This is a genomic window from Cupriavidus plantarum, from assembly GCF_905397285.1.
Lineage (GTDB): Bacteria > Pseudomonadota > Gammaproteobacteria > Burkholderiales > Burkholderiaceae > Cupriavidus > Cupriavidus plantarum.
This window is the reverse complement of sequence record NZ_CAJPUX010000004.1, coordinates 99528-118369: the sequence shown is the minus strand read 5'-3', so window position 1 is coordinate 118369 and position 18842 is coordinate 99528. Positions and strand designations below refer to the sequence as shown.

Below are 18842 nucleotides of genomic sequence, written 5' to 3'. Positions count from 1 at the left end.
ATAGGACGATCCCGGACCCCTGTCAACTCGCTATGCCACAGCCAGCCTTACCTGCCCGCTGGCCGCCACGCCGGCCACCACATCGCCGACCATCTCGGCGGTGGCCGCCGAGAGCGTCCATCCGAGATGGCCGTGGCCCGTGTTGTAGAACACGTTCGCCGCGCGGCCGCGCCCGACGCGAGGCATCATGTCCGGCATCATCGGACGCAGCCCCGCCCATGGCACCACGCTGCGCGTGCTGACACCCGGAAAGCACTGATGAACCCAGTCGATCAGCGGACGGATGCGATCCGCGCGGATGTCGCGGTTGATGCCATTGAACTCGGCCGTGCCCGCCACGCGGAATCGGTCGGCGCCGAGGCGGCTGGTGACGAGCTTGGTCTCGTCGTCGAGCAGGCTGACGATCGGCGCAGACGCCTGGCTCTGCGCATCGTTGAGGTTGACCGTGATGGAGTAACCCTTGACCGGGTAAATGTTCACGCGGTCGCCGAACTGACGCGCGAAGTCGCGGCTCGCCACGCCCGCGCAGACCACCACCGCGTCGAACTCCCGCGTTGCAGGCAGCCCGTCGCATACCGATGTGATGACGGCAGAGGTGCCGTCCGTCCTTACCGACGTCACCTGCTGGTCGTACAGCGTGGTGACGCCGTGCCGCGCGGCTGCCGCGGCGATACCGGTGGTGAACTTGTGGATGTCGCCGGTGGAGTCGCTCTCGGTGTAGTAGCCGCCGTAGTAGGTGCCGGCCAGCGTCGGCTCGATGGCGCGCATCTCCTCGGGCGTCACGGCGTGCCGCGCGAGTCCGCCTTCGGCCAGCATCTGCGAAACCCGGCCCGCATGGTCGAAGCCCCCCTTGTTGCGATAGATATGGAGGATGCCGCGCCGCTTGAGGTCGAAGTCGATGCCCTCCGCGTCCGCCCAAGCGAACAGATGGTCGCGCGCGGCGATGGCGAGGCGCGCGGTTTCCACCGTGTTGGCGCGGTACCGCGGCATCGAGGCGATGAACTCGGCGAACCAGCTCAGTTTGTGCCAGGACGGACGCGGATTGACGAGCAGCGGCGCATCGCTGCGCAGCATCCACTTGAGGCCCTTGAACAGCGTGGACCAGTGCGTCCATGTCTCCGCGTTGGAAGCGGACAACTGCCCGCCGTTGGCGAACGACGTCTCCATCGCCGCATAGCGGTGACGCTCGAACATCGTGACGGAGAGGCCGCGCCGGGCAAGGGCGTAGGCGGTCGTGGCGCCGGTGATGCCGCCGCCAATCACTGCGATGTTTTTCATGGAAAGGTCTTCCGGACGTCAGGGAAATGGCAGTCCGCGCGCAGGATTGCGCAATACGGACGCCCCCTCTGTCCTTGACCTGAGAGATTCGCGGCAGCAGGAAAGATGCGCCGCTTGCTCCTTCGGTACCGGCGGCGGACGTACGCGCCGCGGTTCTTCAGAGTGCAATGGTGACACCGGTCCGGGGTGCCTGAGAGATTCCGGGGCGGTTGCTCCTTCGGCGCCGTGCACGGTGGCACGGACTCTCCCGATGTCGAGGGCAACTATGCCTATCAACCGCCGAAGGTGTCAAGTGAGATCTGTCAGGCCGCGCTGGCCGTCAACAACACCGGCACCGACTTGGACGTCGGCGTACCGCAGCCATCGCCCGTGCTTTCCAGCGGCACCAGCGGATTGGTCTCGGGGTAGTAGGTACCGATGCAGCCGACCGGGATGTCGTACGGTACGAGGCGGAAGTCCTCGACATGGCGCGTCACGCCGTCGGCCCAGACGCTGGTGATGTCGACATGCTGGCCCGCCTTGAAGCCCAGGCGATCCATGTCCGACGGGTTGATGAAGACCACCCGGCGCAGGCCGAACACGCCGCGATAGCGGTCGTTGAGGCCATAGATCGTGGTGTTGTATTGATCGTGCGAGCGCGTGGTCATCATGACGAGCAGCTTGTCGCCATGCTCGGCGCGCGCCTGATGGATCGGCGTGTCCTTGACGATCGGATGCACGATGAACTCGGCCTTGCCCGACGGCGTATCCCAGATGCGATCGCGCGCGGGGGGCGTCAGATGGAAGCCGCCGGGCACCGCGATGCGCGCGTTGTAGTCCTCGAATCCCGGCAGCACTTTCTCGATCGCGTTGCGGATGCGCGAGTAGTCCTGCGCATACCAGAGCCAGTCGATCTTGCGATTGCCGAGCGTGGCGGCCGCCATGTTGGCGATGATCGCGGTCTCCGACATCAGGTGCGGCGAGGCCGGCTGGTTCATGCCGTACGACACGTGCACCATGCAGACGGAGTCTTCCACGGTCACGCCCTGCGCCACGCCATTCTGCATATCGACTTCCGTGCGGCCCAGCGTGGGCAGGATCAGGGCATCGCGGCCGTGGATCAGATGGCTGCGGTTGAGCTTGGTGGCGATATGCACCGTCAGGTCGCACTGACGCAGCGCCTGCTGCGTGCGCGGCGTGTCCGGCGTGGCGGCCGCGAAGTTGCCGCCCAGCCCGACGAAGACCTTCACTTTGCCCTCGAGCATTGCCGAGATCGTGCGCACCACGTCATAGCCATGGTGGCGCGGCGGCTCGAAGTTGAAGACCTTTTCCAGGCGGTCCAGGAAGGCCTCGGTGGGCTGCTCCTCGATGCCCACCGTGCGATTGCCCTGCACGTTCGAGTGGCCGCGCACGGGCAGCAGACCCGCACCCGGGCGCCCGATATTGCCGCGCATCATCATCAGGTTGGTCAGGATCTGGATCGTGGGCACGGAGTTCTTGTGCTGCGTCAGGCCCATGCCCCAGCACGCGATCACATTCTTGCCCCGTGCATAGACGCCCGTCAGCGCGTCGATCTCCTCGAACGTCGTGCCGGACTGCTCGACGATGTCTGCCCAGTTCTCCGCACGCAGGTCCGCGACAAACACGTCGTAGCCATGCGTATGACGCTGAACGAAGTCCTCATCGATGAACGGCGGCTCGCCGCGTTCGCGGGCGGCGTCGTCCATTTCGATCAGGCGCTTGGCCATGCCCTTGATCAACGCGAAGTCGCCGCCGAGCTGCGGCTGCACGAACATCGAGGCAATCTTCGTGCTGCTGCCCGTGATCATCTCCGACGCGTGCTGCGGGCTCGTGAAGCGCTCCATGCCGCGTTCGCGCAGCGGATTGATCGACACGATCATTGCGCCGCGGCGCGCGCATTCGCGCAGTTCGCCGAGCATGCGCGGGTGGTTGGTCGCCGCGTTGTGCCCGAAGATCAGGATGGTATCCGCATGCTCGAAGTCATCGAGCAGCACGGTCGCCTTGCCGACGCCAACGGTCACCGGCATGCCGCGACTCGTGGCCTCGTGGCACATGTTCGAGCAATCGGGGAAATTATTGGTGCCGTATGCGCGCACGAACAGCTGATACAGGAAGGCCGCTTCGTTGCTCGCCCGGCCCGACGTGTAGAACGCGGCCTGGTCCGGCGAATCGAGTCCGCGCAGATGACGCGCGACCAGCGCGAAGGCCTCGTCCCAGTCGATCTCGACATACCGGTCCGCGACGGCGTCGTAGACCATCGGATGCGTCAGGCGCCCATGCTGCTCGAGTTCGTAGTCCGTCTGCGTCAGCAGCGACGTGACGGAGTTCTCGGCGAAAAACTCGGGCGTCACGCGCTTGCTCGTGGCTTCCGCCGCCACGGCCTTCACGCCGTTCTCGCAGAACTCGAAGGTCGATCCATGTTCGCGATCGGGCCATGCGCAGCCGGGACAGTCGAAGCCGTCGGGCTGGTTCTGCCGGAACAGCGTCACGTACTTGCCGCCGGCCACCTTCTCCTTGACGAGATTGATGGCCACGTACTTGAGAGCGCCCCATCCCGCTGCGGGGTGGGTATAGGGGGCGATGTAACCGTCTTCGGGGGTCGGCTTGCTGCTCATGACTTTGTTTCCTTCGATCTTCAGGGGGCGTGAATGCTCGGTGGTTCCAAGATTAGGTCTGGCATCGCGGTACAAACGGATACAACCCGTTGAACGTCGGGAGGACACAGTGCCGGCTGTGTTTCCCAACCGCGCTGTATTGCCTCTGGCGCCGATGCACTGTGTCCCCCGGCGTAGCGCATTCGCACTACAGTGCAGGCGGACGATGCTTGTGTTTTGTCGTTGCTCCTCACATCAATGAGGAGCGAGCCGTTTTCACCCTGGCGCATTGGCTGCACTGGTGCCCGGAGTCCGCCAGGGTGAGGCGTTCCGGCGGGTGCTGCGCGCGCGGCGACTCCGGGCACCTTTTTCCAGGCGTCAATGCAGGCCGTGGGGGCGATCCGAGGTCGCCATCGATGCCGTGGCGAGCTCGCCGAGCGTCTGTATCGCGCGATCGGTCGCGCTCGTCCATTCCCCGCTGAAGTTCAGCCGCAGGAAGTTGGCGAAGCGATGGTCGCTGCCGAACAGGCGGCCCGGCGCGATGGAGATGCCGCATGCGAGCGCACTGCGGTACATCGCCAGCGTGTCGACGCCGTGCGGAAGTTCGATCCACAGCAGGTATCCGCCTTCGGGTGCATGCACGCGCGTGCCCGCGGGGAAGCAGCGGCGAATCGCGCCGATGGCGATGCTGGCGTTCTGCACGATGCGGCGGCGCAGCCGGCGCAGATGATGATCGTAGCCGTCGTGCTGCAGATACTCGGCGATCGCGAGTTGCACGCTCGGCGGCGTGGTGATCGCGCTCAGGAACTTGAGTTTCTCCACCTGCTGGCGGAAGCGTCCCGGCAGAGCCCATCCGATCCGATGCCGATGCGTGAGGCATCGCGAGAACGATCCGCAGTGGAGCACGAGGCCGCGCGTGTCATATGTCTTCAGTGAAGTCGGATGCTGCGCGCCCACATACAACTCGCTGTACTCGTCGTTCTCGACGATAGGAATGTCCTGTCCCGTGAGCAGCTCGACGAGCTCGCGCTTCTTGTCCTCGGGCATCTGACGACCCAACGGGTTCGGGAAGTTCGCGGTGATCACGCACGCGGCCACGGTCTGCGTGTCGAGCGTCTCGCGCAGCAACGCCATGTCGATGCTCCCGGACGCATCGCTCGGAATCTCGATGGCACGCATGCCGAGGTGCGTGATGGTCTCGAGCATGCCGTAGTAGCACGGCGACTCCACGACCACCGCATCGCCCGGCCGCGCCACGGCTTGCAAACAGAGACGCACCGCTTCGGTTGCGCCGCATGTCACGATGAATTCGTTGGGATCGGCCGGCTGCCCGCGCTCGACGTAGCGCCGCGCGAGCTGTCGGATCAGTGCCGGATGCCCGGGCGGCAGACCATCGAGCATCGCGCTGTCTTCGCAGCGGCGCGCCTGCACGCCAACGTATTGCGCGATGCGCTGCGACGGCAGCAGCGCGGTATCGGGATAGGGCGAGCCTAGCGGCATCGCATTGTCCTGCTGGATCGCGCGCAGCGTGCCGAGCACGAGCGACGTGACGTCGATATTGTCGTCGCTCGGACCCCGCAAGCCGTCATGCATGGCGATGAGCCGCCCGGTGTCGCAGGCGGCGGATGCCGGGGAGGCCATCGCGGAGAAGTCCACGCGCGGCCGCACGAAGAACCCCGACTGCGGCCGGCTCTCGATCACGCCACGGCTTTCCAGCAGCAGATAGGCGCGCACCACGGTGTTGATGCTGATGCGATGTTGCTGGCTGGCTTGCCGTACCGACGGAATCCGCTCGCCCGCGCGGAAGATGCCCTGATCGATGGACCGCTCGATGGCATCGGCAAGGCGGTGATAGAGCATGGACGAGATATCGGACCCGGTTTGGCCGGGCAGGACGTCGTGGCGGGATTCGAGCGTTGTCGCGATCATCGGGAGACTCCGGGTGGGCGCATTCTGCGTTGAACACATGGCGACACATTAAGGAGCCCAGCCGGACAAATTCCGCTCAGAACAATGACAGATCCGTCATTAACTTTGACTGCTTGACCATACATGACGAAACAGCGCGGGCGAATGTGAAAGCGGTGCAACCTTTATGGCAATTCTCGCGGGCAATGTGGCGAAGACGCCTATCGACATTACATTTCGGTCAGAAACGTTTCGATAGGAGAGGGCGCCCATAAAATGTTCGCGTCGCAACGCTTTCGAATGGAGACCTCCCCATGAAATGTCCCGTCTGCCCAGATGCTGTGCTCACGATGACGGACCGTCAGGGCATTGAGATCGATTACTGCCCGCAATGCCGCGGCGTCTGGCTCGATCGCGGGGAACTGGACAAGCTGATCGAACGCGCCACCGATTCCGGCGTGTCGCCGGCCCCGCGCGCGGCGCGCGAGCGTCACGGGTCGTCCGACTCTCGCTACCCGCAGCAGCCCCCCCGCGACCAGGGATATGGGCATGGCAAGCGCCGCAAATCCTGGCTCGAAGAAATTTTCGATTAAGCTATCGGTTTCGGATTCACCTGCACCTGTGCGCCGTTTTTTCCTGATCTTCCTGCTGCTCGTCTTGCCGTTCCAGTTCGCCTGGTCCGCGGCGGTGCCGTATTGCCAGCACGAACAGCAACCGGCGCGATCGCATCTGGGGCATCACGAGCATCGGCACGACGCCAGCCAGCAGCAGGACGTGAAGCAGCACGATGCAACGAACGATACGAAGCTGCTGGCCGACGCCGACTGCGACTACTGCCACGTCGCGTCGACGCCGCTCGCTTCGATCACCCCATCCGGGGTGACCACGCACGAGCGGATTCCCGCGGCGATCGCCGCGGTAGACCGCAAGATTCAGTCACATGTGCCCGAGGCACCGGAACGTCCCAACTGGTCCCGTCTCGCCTGACCCGGCGAGACGCGTCCTGTCTTCCTGATTTCCAGCCAGCCGTCCCGCCGGATTCTCCTGCTATTCATTCAGGTGCAATTCGATGCGAACCCTTCTGTTGCCGCTCGGGCTGGCGGCCGCTATTACCAGCTCATTCGTTTCACTATCCACGCACGCGCAGGCGCTTCCGCCGGCGCCCGGTTATGCCAATGCGGTCACCGAACCCGCCGGCCCGCTGACGCTCGATGCCGCGCTCGCCTTTGCCGCGGGCGGTAATTTCACGCTGTCCGCGGCCGGCCGCGAGGTCGACGCGAGCGAAGGCGCGGTCATGCAGGCGCGCGTGATCCCGAACCCCGAGATCGCGACGCTGATGGAGGACACCCGCCGCGCGTCCCGCACCTCGACCGCTCAGATCAATGTGCCGATCGAACTGGGCGGCAAGCGCTCGGCCCGCATCGCGGCCGCCGAACGCGGGCGCGAGTTCGCGCAGGCGTCGCTCGGCAGCATTCGTGCGGACCTTCGCGCGGCCGTGATCGAACGTTTTTTCACCGTGCTCATCGCGCAGGAGCGCGTCAAGCTCGCGCAGGGCTCGCTCGACATCGCCACGCGCGGTACCGATGTGGCCGCGAAACGCGTGGCTGCCGGCAAGGTGTCGCCGGTCGAAGAGACCAAGGCGCGCGTGGAGCAGGCCAACGTCGAACTGGAGCTGAACGAGGCAACGGCCGAGTTGCGGAGCGCGAGACAGGCGCTGACGGCGCTGTGGGGCAACGATGCTCCGCAGTTTTCCGAGGCGCAGGGGAACCTCGACGCGTTGCCCTCCCGGCCCGCGCCTGAGGCGCTGCGCGCGGCGCTCGACGAATCGCCTGACATTGTCGCGAGCCGTGTCGAGATCGAGCGGCGGCAGGCCGTGATCGGCGTCGAGCGCAGCCGCCAGTATCCGGACCTGACGGTTAGCGTCGGCGCCAAGCGCGACAACGATGCCAACCGCAATATGGCCGTGATTGGCGTGTCGATCCCGCTGCCGCTGTTCGACCGTAACCAGGGCAACCTGTACGAAGCGATCCGGCGCGCGGACAAGGCGCAGGACGAGTACCTCGCCGCGCGTATCCGCCTCGGCAACGACCTGCTCGTCGCCTCCAACGTGCTGTCCGTCTCTCGCGCCTCGGCGCAGACGCTCAAGGGCACGGTGCTGCCCGCGGCCGAGCAGGCCTATCGCGCCGCGACGATCGGCTTCGAGTCGGGCAAGTTCAACTACCTCGACGTGCTGGACGCCCAGCGCACGCTGTTCCAGGCGCGGATCCGCTATCTGGGCGTGCTCGCGCGGACGTATCAATCCGCTACCACGATCGACCGCATTCTCGGCCGCTGACCGAACGCGCTACAGACATGACCATGACGAACAAGCAGAAGACGACGATCATCGCGATCCTGATGACGGGCCTGCTGGCCACAGCCGCGGTGCTGATGGTGGGCCGCGGTGGCGACGACCACGATCACCATAGCGGTCACGATAGCGATCACGAGCGAGCGCGCGAGGAAACCAGCCACGCCCATGGCGATGACAAGCCATCCGCCGGCGGCGCATCGGCGCCTACCGCTGCGCCTGCTCAGGACGCCGTACGCCTGACCCGCGAGCAGATCCTCCAAGCCGGCATCACCGTCACGGAGGCCAGGGCGGGCACCGTGCAAGGCGCGCTGTCCTTTCCCGGCGAGATCCGCTTCAACGAAGACCGCACCGCCCACGTGGTGCCACGGCTGGCCGGCGTGGTGGAAGCCGTGCCCGCCGACCTCGGCCAGATGGTGCGCAAGGGACAGGTGCTGGCCGTGATCGCCAGCAGCGCGTTGTCCGACCAGCGCAGCGAACTGCTCGCCGCGCAACGGCGGCTCGAACTCGCGCGCACGACCTATGCGCGCGAGAAGTCGTTGTGGGAGCAAAAAATCTCCGCGGAACAGGACTACCTCGCGGCGCGCAATGCGTTGCAGGAGGCCGAGATCAGCGTGCAGAACGCGCGGCAGAAGCTGACCGCGATCGGCGCGGATGGGGGCGGGGGTGGCGGTGGCGCGCTCAATCGCTTTGAGCTTCGTGCGCCGTTCGACGGGATGATCGTCGAGAAACACCTGACGCTCGGCGAGGCGGTGGCGGCCGATGCGGCCATCTTCACGATCTCCGACCTGCGTTCCGTCTGGGCCGAGTTCGTCGTCTCCGCGCGCGATCTCGGCAACGTCCGCGTTGGCGAGCGCGCCACCATTCGTTCGACGGCATCGGACGGCAAGGCCGATGGCGCGGTGTCGTATGTGGGCGCGCTGCTGGGCGAGCAGACGCGTACCGCCAAGGCGCGCGTGACGCTCACCAACCCGGACATGGCATGGCGTCCGGGCCTGTTCGTTACGGTCAACGTGCTGGGCGCCGCACAGCAGGTGCCGGTAGCGGTCGTCGCTGGCGCGGTGCAGCAGGTCGAAGGCCGCACGGTGGTGTTCGTGGAGACGCCAGACGGTTTCCGCGCGCAGCCCGTCACCGTGGGACGGACCTCCGACACCGTGTCCGAGATCGTCTCCGGCCTCGAGCCCGGCCGCCGCTATGCGGCCGCCAACAGCTTCGTGCTGAAGGCGGAGCTCGGCAAGGCCGGCACCGAGCATAGCCACTGAAGCGGGAGGCGCGCATGTTCGAACGTCTCATTCGCTTCGCCATCGAGCAACGATGGCTCGTCCTGCTGGCCGTGCTGGGCATGGCGCTGCTCGGCGGGTACAACTACACGCGGCTGCCGATCGATGCGGTGCCCGACATCACTAACGTACAGGTGCAGATCAACACCCACGCGCCTGGCTATTCGCCGCTGGAGACCGAGCAGCGCATCACGTATCCCCTGGAGACGGTCATGGCCGGGCTGCCCGGCCTCGTGCAGACGCGCTCGCTGTCGCGCTACGGCCTGTCGCAAGTCACGGTGATCTTCCGCGACGGCACCGACATCTACTTCGCGCGGCAACTCGTCAACCAGCGCATTCAGGAGGCACGGTCGTCGCTGCCGGACGGCATCACGCCCGCGATGGGGCCGATCTCCACCGGGCTTGGAGAGATCTACCTGTGGACTGTCGAAGCGGAGCCCGGTGCGCGCAAGCCTGACGGCAGTCCCTACGACGCGGCCGATCTGCGCGAGATCCAGGACTGGATCGTGCGCCCGCAACTGCGTAACGTGACGGGCGTGGCGGACGTCAACGCGATCGGCGGCTTCGACCGCCAATACCTCGTCGCGCCCAGTCTGGAGCGGATGTCGTCGTACGGGCTGACGCTGGCCGATGTGGTCGGCGCCCTCGACAAGAACAACGACAACGTGGGCGCGGGGTATATCGAGCGTCGCGGCGAGCAGTACCTCGTCCGCGTGCCCGGGCAGGTGAAGTCGATCGACGATATCGGGCAAGTCATCGTCGGCACCGCGCAAGGCCAGCCGATCCGCGTGCGAGACGTGGCGGCGGTAGAGTCCGGCCGCGAATTGCGCACGGGCGCCGCCACCGAGAACGGCCGCGAGGTCGTGCTCGGCACCGTGTTCATGCTGATCGGCGAGAACAGCCGCGCGGTCTCGCAGGCCGTGGCGGCGCGCGTAGAGGCCATCAACCGCACGCTGCCCGAGGGCGTGAAAGTGGTGACGGTCTACGACCGCACGAAGCTCGTCGACAAGGCGATCGCCACGGTCAAGAAGAACCTGCTGGAGGGCGCGGTGCTTGTCATTGCCATCCTCTTCCTGTTCCTCGGAAATATCCGCGCGGCGCTGATCACGGCACTGATCATCCCGCTGGCGATGCTCTTCACGTTCACGGGCATGGTGCAGTACCGCGTCAGCGCCAACCTGATGAGCCTGGGGGCGCTCGACTTCGGCATCATCATCGACGGCGCGGTGGTGATCGTCGAGAACTGCGTCCGGCGGCTCGCCCATGCGCAGGCCGCGCTGAGACGCCCCTTGACGCGGCGCGAGCGGTTCGACGAGGTATTCGCCGCCGCGCGGGAGGCACGGCGTCCGCTGCTGTTCGGGCAACTGATCATCATGATCGTCTACCTGCCGGTGTTCGCGCTGACGGGCGTGGAAGGCAAGATGTTCCATCCGATGGCGTTCACGGTGGTCATCGCGCTGATCGGGGCGATGATCCTGTCGGTCACGTTCGTGCCCGCGGCGGTCGCGCTGTTCATCGGCGAGCGCGTGGCGGAGAAGGAGAACCGCCTCATGGGCTGGGCACGCGCGCGCTATGCGCCAATGCTCGACCGGACGCTGGCCAACACGCCGGTCGTGTTCGCGCTCGCTGCCATGATTGTGGTGGTGTGCACGGCGGTGGCGTCTCGGCTAGGCAGCGAGTTCGTGCCGAACCTCAACGAGGGCGATATCGCGATCCAGGCGCTGCGCATTCCCGGCACGAGCCTGACGCAATCGGTTGCGATGCAGGAGCAGATCGAGCGCACGCTCATGGCGAAGTTTCCGGAGATCGAACGCATCTTCGCGCGCACGGGTACCGCCGAGATTGCGTCGGACCCGATGCCGCCGAACATCTCGGACGGCTACATCATGCTCAAGCCGCGCGACCAGTGGCCCGAACCCCGCAAGACGCACGCGGAACTTGTCGCGGCCATCCAGCAGGAGAGCGGCAAGATCCCGGGCAACCTTTACGAGTTTTCGCAGCCGATTCAATTGCGGTTCAACGAGCTGATCTCCGGCGTGCGCTCCGATGTCGCCGTCAAGATCTTCGGCGACGACAACGCGGTGCTGGAAGCGACCGCGAACCGCGTGGCCGCGGTGCTGCAGGGGATTCGCGGCGCGAACGAGGTCAAGGTAGAACAGACCACAGGGCTGCCGATGCTCACCGTTCAGATCGATCGCCAGAAAGCCGCGCGGCATGGACTCAACATGCGCGACGTGCAGGACGCGGTAGCGATCGCGATCGGCGGACGCGAGGCGGGTACGTTCTTCGCGGGAGATCGCCGCTTCGACATCGTCGTGCGGCTGCCCGACGCCGTGCGCGACGATGTGGAGTCGTTGCGTCGCCTGCCGGTGCCGCTGCCGAAGGGGTCGGCCACCGACGCGCGCACGACGTTCATCCCCCTGAGCGAGGTCGCCACGCTCGATGTAGCACCCGGCCCGAATCAGGTCTCGCGCGAGGATGGCAAGCGGCGCATCGTGGTCAGCGCAAACGTGCGGGGGCGCGATATCGGGTCGTTCGTCAGCGAGGCCGAGTCCGCGCTCCAGCGGCAGGTGAAGATTCCCGCCGGCTACTGGACCGCGTGGGGCGGGACGTTCGAGCAGCTGCAATCCGCTACCGCGCGGCTCAAGATTGTCGTGCCTGTCGCGCTGTTGCTGGTGCTCGTGCTGTTGTTCGCGATGTTCGGCAACCTGCGCGATGGTTTGCTTGTCTTTACGGGCATTCCGTTCGCGCTGACCGGCGGCATCCTGGCGCTGTGGCTGCGCGGCATTCCGCTGTCGATTACCGCCGCGGTCGGCTTTATCGCGCTATGCGGCGTGGCGGTACTGAACGGGCTGGTGATGCTGTCGTTCATCCGGACGCTGCGGGAGGCGGGGCAGCCGCTGGAGGCCGCGGTGCGCGAAGGCGCGCTGACGCGGTTGCGGCCGGTGCTGATGACGGCGCTGGTCGCTTCGCTGGGCTTCGTGCCGATGGCGGTTGCCACGGGTACCGGAGCCGAAGTGCAGCGGCCGCTCGCCACCGTGGTGATCGGCGGCATATTGTCGTCGACGGCGCTGACCCTTCTTGTGCTGCCGGCCCTCTACCGGTGGGCGCATCGCCGGGAAGACAACGTTCGGGGGCTTTAGCGCCGCCTCGATCTCACCCCCCTTGTGTCCGTCCCCCCACCGTCGGGGGGGTTAGCTACGGCCGAATCTGCCGTTAGGCTGCTCACAAACAAATGTCTGGCGACAACGACTACAAGATCGCATAAGTTGCCGCACAGATATGCAGGAACGGGCTCATTCAGCGGTGCAACGCGTCACTAGCGGGCGCGTCTCTTTATTGCAACCGGGAAGAGAAAGAGGGGGGAAGAGCCGTGGCATTCCGCAATCTATCCATCAAGACGAAGCTGCTGGCTGGCTTCGGCGTGCTGGCACTTGTCGTGCTGGTGGTGTCAGGGTTATCGCTATACGCGCTCAATCGCGCCATCGATGGCTTCAACGAGTACATCAACGGACTCAACGCACGCGCCAACATGGCCATCGAGGTCCGCACGGCGGTGGATCGCCGCGCGATCGCCGCGCGCAATCTTGTCCTCGTGACCACGCCCGCGGACCTCGAACTCGAGCGTACCGAGGTCCTGCGCGCGCATGACGATGTGACGAAGAACCTCGCCAGGCTCAAGGACATGATCGTGCGCGGGAATGCAAGCCAGGGCGCGCGCGATCTGGTGGGCGAAGTGGACCGCGTGGAGGCCAGGTACGGGCCGGTTGCCACCGCGATCGTCGGTCTGGCGCTCGACAAGCAGCAGGGGGCAGCCATCGCGAAGATGAACGCGGAGTGCCGCCCGTTGCTGGCGGCGCTGGTCAAGGCTACCGACGCCTATCTGAGTTTCACGTACGAGCGGCAGCACGAGATGGTGCGGCGCTTGCAGGACGACTACGTGACGCAGCGCAACCTGCTGATCGTTGCGTCGATCGCCGCCGTGGCGTTCGGCCTGATCGGCGGACTGCTGCTGACGCGCGCGATTACGGGCCCTATCCAGCGGGCGGTGGAACTCGCGCGCACGGTGGCGCGCGGCGAACTCGGCACGCGCATCGACGTGACGTCGGATGACGAGACGGGCCGGCTGCTGGGCGCCCTGCGCGACATGAACGATCGCCTGACCGAAACGGTGGCGCGCGTACGCGACTCGAGCGCGAACATCGGCATTGCCACCGCGGAGATCGCCAACGGCAACATGGATCTGTCGAGCCGCACCGAACAGCAGGCCGCGTCGCTTGAAGAGACCGCCGCAAGCATGGAAGAGCTCACCGCCACGGTGCGCCACAACGCCGAGAACGCGCGCCAGGCGAGCGACCTCGCTCGCACCGCCGCCGATGTCGCGCAGCGTGGCAGCGAGACCGTTGGCCGCGTGGTGCACACGATGGAGGGCATCAGCGCCAGCTCGGTCAAGATTGCGGAGATCACCGGCATCATCGAGAGCATCGCGTTCCAGACGAACATCCTCGCGCTCAATGCCGCCGTGGAAGCCGCGCGCGCGGGCGAACAGGGCCGCGGCTTCGCCGTCGTGGCCAGCGAGGTGCGTAGCCTCGCGCAGCGCTCGTCGAATGCCGCCAAGGAGATCAAGGAGTTGATCGAGACGTCGGTGGAGCAGGTCACCGCCGGTTCGTCCCTCGCAAGCGAAGCGGGGCAGACCATGAGCGCGGTGACCGACGCCGTGGGCCGCGTGACCGCGATCGTGCAGGAGATCTCCTCGGCTTCGGCGGAGCAGGGCCGCGGTATCGAACAGGTGAACCAGGCGATCGTGCAGATCGATCAGGTCACGCAGCAGAACGCCACGCTCGTGCACGAGGCCGCGACGGCGTCGCGCTCGCTGGAAGAGCAGGGGCGCGAGCTCGACGAAGCCGTCTCGTTCTTCCGGCTGCCGAGCGGGCAGGTCATGACGTCGCGGCTGATCGAAGCGCCGCAGGCGGGCGCCTGGCAGCCGCGTCAGGCCATCGCGGCCTGAGGGCCTGAGGGCCTGGGGCGTTGAGGGGCGTGGGTGACCTACACCGCGGGCACCCAGTTCCCGTGGAAGCCGTACGGCACGCGGTGCGATAGCTGCACCGTCGCTACGGGGCCCGCGGAGACGTCGTCCGCGTCATACACCACTAGATCGCTGCGATGCTGCTGGCCACGATAGACCGTGGCCAGCAGCCAGCCATCGCCTTCATCGGCATCGTCCCCGCGCGGGACGAAGACAGGCTCCGACAACGCATCGCCGAGCGGCAGCGTGTGCATGCGCCGCTTGCCCGTCAGCTGATCGACATGCACGAGCGTGTCGTACGTGGAACGTAGCGAATCCGCGTGCATGCGCGACGCGAAGTAGCCATGCCGGTACGGCAGCGTCGTGTAGCGATCGTCGATGCGCGGGAACTCGCTACCTAGATCGTCGAGCCATGTGCGCTGAAACGTATCGCTGTCGCCGGCCATGTCGAAGGTCCAGCGGCACAACCGGGCGCGCGTGCCCGGCCCCGTGGCGCCGGGGTTGAACATGCCGGGGTTGTCGTACTGCAGCACGTCGGCGTGAATCAGATCCCCGTCTTCCCAGGCGTTCATCGTGTGGAACACGTAGCAGGACTCCCCGCGGAACCAGCGGAGCTTCGCCACGTCGCCATCGCGCGGGAGGATGCCGATATGCGCGCCACGGTCGGGCTCCCACAGGTACATCGACTCTCCCCGCATCGCGCGTTCCATGCTGCCGACGATCGGCAGGATCGGAAACAGCGCATAGCGCGGTGTCACAAGGAAGTCGTGCACCATGCTCGAGAACGGCGCATCGAACGACGCGGTGCGCGCGATGCGTCCCTCCCCATCGACGACGCCGAATGCCACGCCGTTGGACAGCGGGCCAGAGGCCGAATACGCGAAGTACACCATCTCTCCGGTAACGGGATCGATCTTCGGATGCGCGGTCATCGCGCCGCGCAGGTTGCCGTCGTAGCGGTACTCGCCCCGCGTGGCGAGCGTGCGCGGATCCAGTTCGACCGGCGGATCGGCTTCTTCGAGCGCGAGCAATCGGCCGGCATGCCAGACGACGTTGGTATTTGCGAGGTTCGATGTCTCGTCGCGCACCGAGGGATCGGTCGTCGCGGGGTTGCCCCAGCTGCCGAACAGCGCCTGCCCCGCCGCGCGCTCCAGTTCGAACTTGCGCGTCCGGACCCATCGGTTGCGGTAACGGGCGCGGCCATCCTCGAGTTCGAACGCGTGGACCATGCCATCGCCGGTGAACCAGTGGTAGTCATTGTCCCGTGGCGCGAACTGTGGGTTCGGTCCGTTGCGATACAGGGTGCCATGCAGCGCACGCGGCAACTCGCCGACGATGGGCAGGTCATGCGCTTCGCCCTCTATCGAGATAGGCGCGAAGTTGCCGGACAAGTAGAAGTGGGGAGGAAAGGGCAGGCTCATGCGGTACCTCGTGTGCCGGTCGTTCGAGAGCGGTAGCGGCATCTTGACAGTTCGGGCGGGCCCAGCCAAGGGGAAGCGTGCGAATACGAATCCGTTGGCCGAACGCGAAACGTCGCGCGAAACGTCTCCGCCGCCGCTTAACCCTGCCGGGAACGTGGACTTCATCATTGTTCATGTTGTGGGACAATCGCGGTCGGCGTCCGGATGGGCGCCGACGCACGGAGTACCGGATGAAATCGATCGACTGGAAGGACTGGGAAATCTTCTGCCGCGTGGTGGAAGGCGGGGGGTTCACCCAAGGCGCGGAGCTTGCCGAGGTCCCCAAGTCATCGGCGAGCGCCGCGGTGGCGCGGCTCGAAGGTCAGCTTGGCATCCGGTTGTTCGAACGCACGACGCGCCGCGTGCGCGTGACGCAGCGCGGGCAGCAACTCTACGAGCGGGTCGCGCCGCTATTCGGCGAATTGCGCGAGATCAGCGCGGAAGCCGCGTCCGTCAGCGCGGAGGTCAGCGGCACGCTGCGCATCGCCACGCCCTACGAAGTGGGCTCCCAACATCTCTCTCCCTCGCTGTCGCGGCTGCTCAAGCTGCATCCGTCGCTGCGCGTGCAGCTCGACGTCAGTTGGGACCAACCCGATCTGATCCGGCACGGGTATGACCTCGCGTTCGTGATGACGGATACGGGTCTCCACGACAGCTCGTTCGCCAGCAAGCGCGTGGTGCTGATCGAGCGCGCGTTCTATGCGGCGCCATCGCTGATCCGCGAGCGCGGCCTGCCGCGCGTGCCGCAGGACCTCGAAGGCTGGCCGACGCTGGGCAGCATCGACGACGGTCGCTGGGAATTTCTGCGCGACGGTGTGGAAATGCACACGATGGAGGTGGAGCCGCGCATCTGCACGCACAACGCGGAAGTGCGGCTCAAGGGCGCGATCGACGGACTCGGCGTCGCACGGCTGTCGCCGCGCTTCGTGCAGGAGCAGCTCGGCCATGGCCAGCTGGTTCGCGTGCTGCCCAATTACATGTCGTCGCCGCTGAAGGTCTATGTACTCATGCCCGCGCGCAAGCTGATGCCGGCGAGCGTGCGTGCATTCCTTGATGTGCTGGAGGAAACCCTGGGCGTGCCGGACGGCCGCAAGCCTATCCCACGCACGCTGCTTGGCGCGGCGCCGAAGTGGGCGACGCTGACGGCAGAGTCGCTGGGTTTGCCCGATGGACTCGCGGATGCCGGTGCCGGGATCCACGTGGCGGGGGGTATCGATGGCGCGTTGGTGCCCCCGCCAGACGGCACACCCCCCATCGTCACGCTTGACGACGGGGTTTGAAGGTCAATAAGGCTGATCGCCGGTACGTAGCTCGATGTTGAGCGTCTCGGCGATCTCGATCATCTCCTCATCGTCCTCGCTACGCGTGATCCATCCCGCGTAGGCGTCGCCGCCGGTGTCCCAGTTCCACAGCGTATAGCCCGCCACGCGCAGCTGATTGAACGCGATCTCCATGAGTTCGGGGACACTGGTGCTCTCCAGGAAGTCCTCATCCTCGGTGTCCTCCACGCCCCAGTCGATCTCGAGATCGATCCGCTCGCACAGCTGGTTCATGCTGCCGATAAACGATTCGGCATCCTTCCAATCGACATAGAAGCCCGACTCCCAGTCGATGATGTCCTTGAGGACCCAGAGCAGTTCCTCGCCATCGGCATCGTCTTCCTCGGCGTCTTCGAGCGATTCGTCGAACAGCGCCTGCTGACGCTCGGTCTGCGCGCTGTCTCCAAGGTTGATCAGCCCGATGAGCCGGCTGACCGCATCGGCCGCGTCGTCTTCCAGTTCAATCGCCATCGTTCGGTCTCCTTGTCTTGCCGGTTCAGTCGTTTGCAGGGACGGGATGATGCCGCAGGGCGGGGGTGCGAGGCAACCACCAGGCGCGTGCGTGAGTGGCTGACCGCTATGCGGCCGCGATCCCCGCAATCGCCCGTTGTCCCCGCGGCGTCACCCGCAACGCGCGCGACGTGGCGGTGGTTTCGATCCATCCCTGCGTCAGCATGTTCTGCAACATCGCCGCCCCGAGCGCACCTCCGAGATGCGGCTTCCGCTCGCTCCAGTCGGGGCAGGTGCAGGCAAACTGCCGCCGCTTCCGGCGCGCGTCGCCGAGGTCGATACCGAGCCCGACCATCGCTTCGGCTCCCTCGGCCGTGAGGTCCACCGAGGTGCCCTCGACGACCACCCATCCCGAGTTCCTCATACGATCGAAAACGCCCACTGCAAGTTCACCGGCCATATGGTCATAACAGGTCCGCGCCTGCCGCAAGGCAGGCGGCGCGGTCCGCGACACCGGCACCGCCCGCAGCCGCGGCGGCTGACTGGCCAGCGAAGCCGAAGCCAACGCCTCGATCGCCACGCCAATCTCCGGCGTGGAAAGCCGGTAATACCGGTTACGCCCCCGCGTCTCCACCGCCAGCAACCCACCCTCGGACAACCGATTCAAATGCCCACTGGTGGAAGAGGCCGACAACCCCGCAATCAACGCCAGTTCCCCGGCAGGGCGCGCACTACCATCCATGAGCGCCCACAGCATGGCGGCCCGACCCGGGTCGGCAAGAAGACCTGCGAGGTGGCTGATACCGGGGGCGTATTCCATTATTTGGTGGGGGATGAAGGGTGGGATGTGGGGAGTATAGATCGGAGGATCCTCTGACCTCGGACATAAAAAGCCTGTTTGCACATTACAATGCTGTCCTAAACATAAAAGCGCTTTCCTATGCAAAAGTGTGCTTCCCAAATGTATTGGTCGCACTCCATGGCTCTCTCGTGGTGATTGGCGACGCCTACAAGCAGCATGCCTCGCAGCAGAACACGAACTACCACGGTAGAAAGTCCGCCGGAATTTGGGGCTTTCGTAACGAGGTAGGAGTGCGCAGGGTGCTCACGACCCGTAGTGACGACGAGCTTCACTTTTCGTTTTCACAGGGAAATTGCTACGTATCGTAGGAGCGTC

Annotated in this window: 13 protein-coding genes and 1 riboswitch; of the genes, 7 read left to right on the top strand and 6 right to left on the bottom strand. The window is 65.8% G+C overall.

From position 1 onward, the window contains the following. Positions 1–30: 30 nt before the first annotated feature. From KHP16_RS18120 to KHP16_RS18110, 3 genes are all read right to left on the bottom strand, one after another. Positions 31–1278 (bottom strand): D-amino acid dehydrogenase, encoded by a 1248-nt coding sequence (locus tag KHP16_RS18120; protein WP_211960831.1) that lies wholly within the window; start codon positions 1276–1278, stop codon positions 31–33. Positions 1279–1445: 167 nt separating this feature from the next. Beyond that, positions 1446–1538, bottom strand: a riboswitch (glycine riboswitch). Positions 1539–1580: 42 nt separating this feature from the next. Further along, positions 1581–3893: an FdhF/YdeP family oxidoreductase gene (locus KHP16_RS18115; RefSeq protein ID WP_211960830.1), complete on the bottom strand. Its 2313-nt coding sequence runs from the start codon at positions 3891–3893 to the stop codon at positions 1581–1583. Positions 3894–4250: 357 nt separating this feature from the next. Continuing rightward, complete coding sequence (locus KHP16_RS18110) at positions 4251–5732, bottom strand: aminotransferase-like domain-containing protein (RefSeq protein WP_211960966.1); 1482 nt, start codon at positions 5730–5732, stop codon at positions 4251–4253. A gap of 362 nt (positions 5733–6094) precedes the next feature. On the opposite strand from KHP16_RS18110, the gene KHP16_RS18105 reads away from it, so the two are divergent. From KHP16_RS18105 to KHP16_RS18080, 6 genes are all read left to right on the top strand, one after another. Beyond that, entirely contained in the window at positions 6095–6373 is a 279-nt protein-coding gene (locus KHP16_RS18105; protein WP_211960829.1) for a TFIIB-type zinc ribbon-containing protein, read from the top strand. Between the two features lie 28 nt (positions 6374–6401). Further along, positions 6402–6767: a cation efflux protein, CzcI family gene (gene czcI, locus KHP16_RS28555; RefSeq protein WP_279636832.1), complete on the top strand. Its 366-nt coding sequence runs from the start codon at positions 6402–6404 to the stop codon at positions 6765–6767. An 82-nt stretch (positions 6768–6849) separates the two neighbouring features. Continuing rightward, entirely contained in the window at positions 6850–8115 is a 1266-nt protein-coding gene (locus tag KHP16_RS18095) for a TolC family protein (protein WP_121492833.1), read from the top strand. Between the two features lie 17 nt (positions 8116–8132). Beyond that, positions 8133–9392 carry an efflux RND transporter periplasmic adaptor subunit gene (locus KHP16_RS18090; protein WP_211960828.1) on the top strand — a complete coding sequence of 420 codons (1260 nt, stop codon included), beginning with the start codon at positions 8133–8135 and terminating at the stop codon, positions 9390–9392. Between the two features lie 14 nt (positions 9393–9406). Then, positions 9407–12553 carry a CusA/CzcA family heavy metal efflux RND transporter gene (locus KHP16_RS18085; RefSeq protein ID WP_211960827.1) on the top strand — a complete coding sequence of 1049 codons (3147 nt, stop codon included), beginning with the start codon at positions 9407–9409 and terminating at the stop codon, positions 12551–12553. A gap of 230 nt (positions 12554–12783) precedes the next feature. Continuing rightward, entirely contained in the window at positions 12784–14418 is a 1635-nt protein-coding gene (locus KHP16_RS18080) for a methyl-accepting chemotaxis protein (RefSeq protein WP_211960826.1), read from the top strand. A 38-nt stretch (positions 14419–14456) separates the two neighbouring features. Here KHP16_RS18080 and KHP16_RS18075 read toward each other — a convergent pair whose 3' ends face one another. Then, a complete protein-coding gene (locus KHP16_RS18075) occupies positions 14457–15857 on the bottom strand; it encodes a carotenoid oxygenase family protein (RefSeq protein ID WP_211960825.1) in 1401 nt (466 codons plus the stop codon). A 230-nt stretch (positions 15858–16087) separates the two neighbouring features. Here KHP16_RS18075 and KHP16_RS18070 point away from each other — a divergent pair, with 230 nt between their 5' ends. Next, positions 16088–17176 carry a LysR family transcriptional regulator gene (locus tag KHP16_RS18070; RefSeq protein WP_211960824.1) on the top strand — a complete coding sequence of 363 codons (1089 nt, stop codon included), beginning with the start codon at positions 16088–16090 and terminating at the stop codon, positions 17174–17176. A gap of 3 nt (positions 17177–17179) precedes the next feature. Here KHP16_RS18070 and KHP16_RS18065 read toward each other — a convergent pair whose 3' ends face one another. After that, positions 17180–17686, bottom strand: a complete 507-nt coding sequence (locus KHP16_RS18065; protein ID WP_109584574.1) for a DUF6630 family protein — start codon at positions 17684–17686, stop codon at positions 17180–17182. 106 nt (positions 17687–17792) lie between these two features. Further along, a complete protein-coding gene (locus tag KHP16_RS18060; protein ID WP_211960823.1) occupies positions 17793–18485 on the bottom strand; it encodes an ArsR/SmtB family transcription factor in 693 nt (230 codons plus the stop codon). Between the last annotated feature and the right edge of the window lie 357 nt (positions 18486–18842).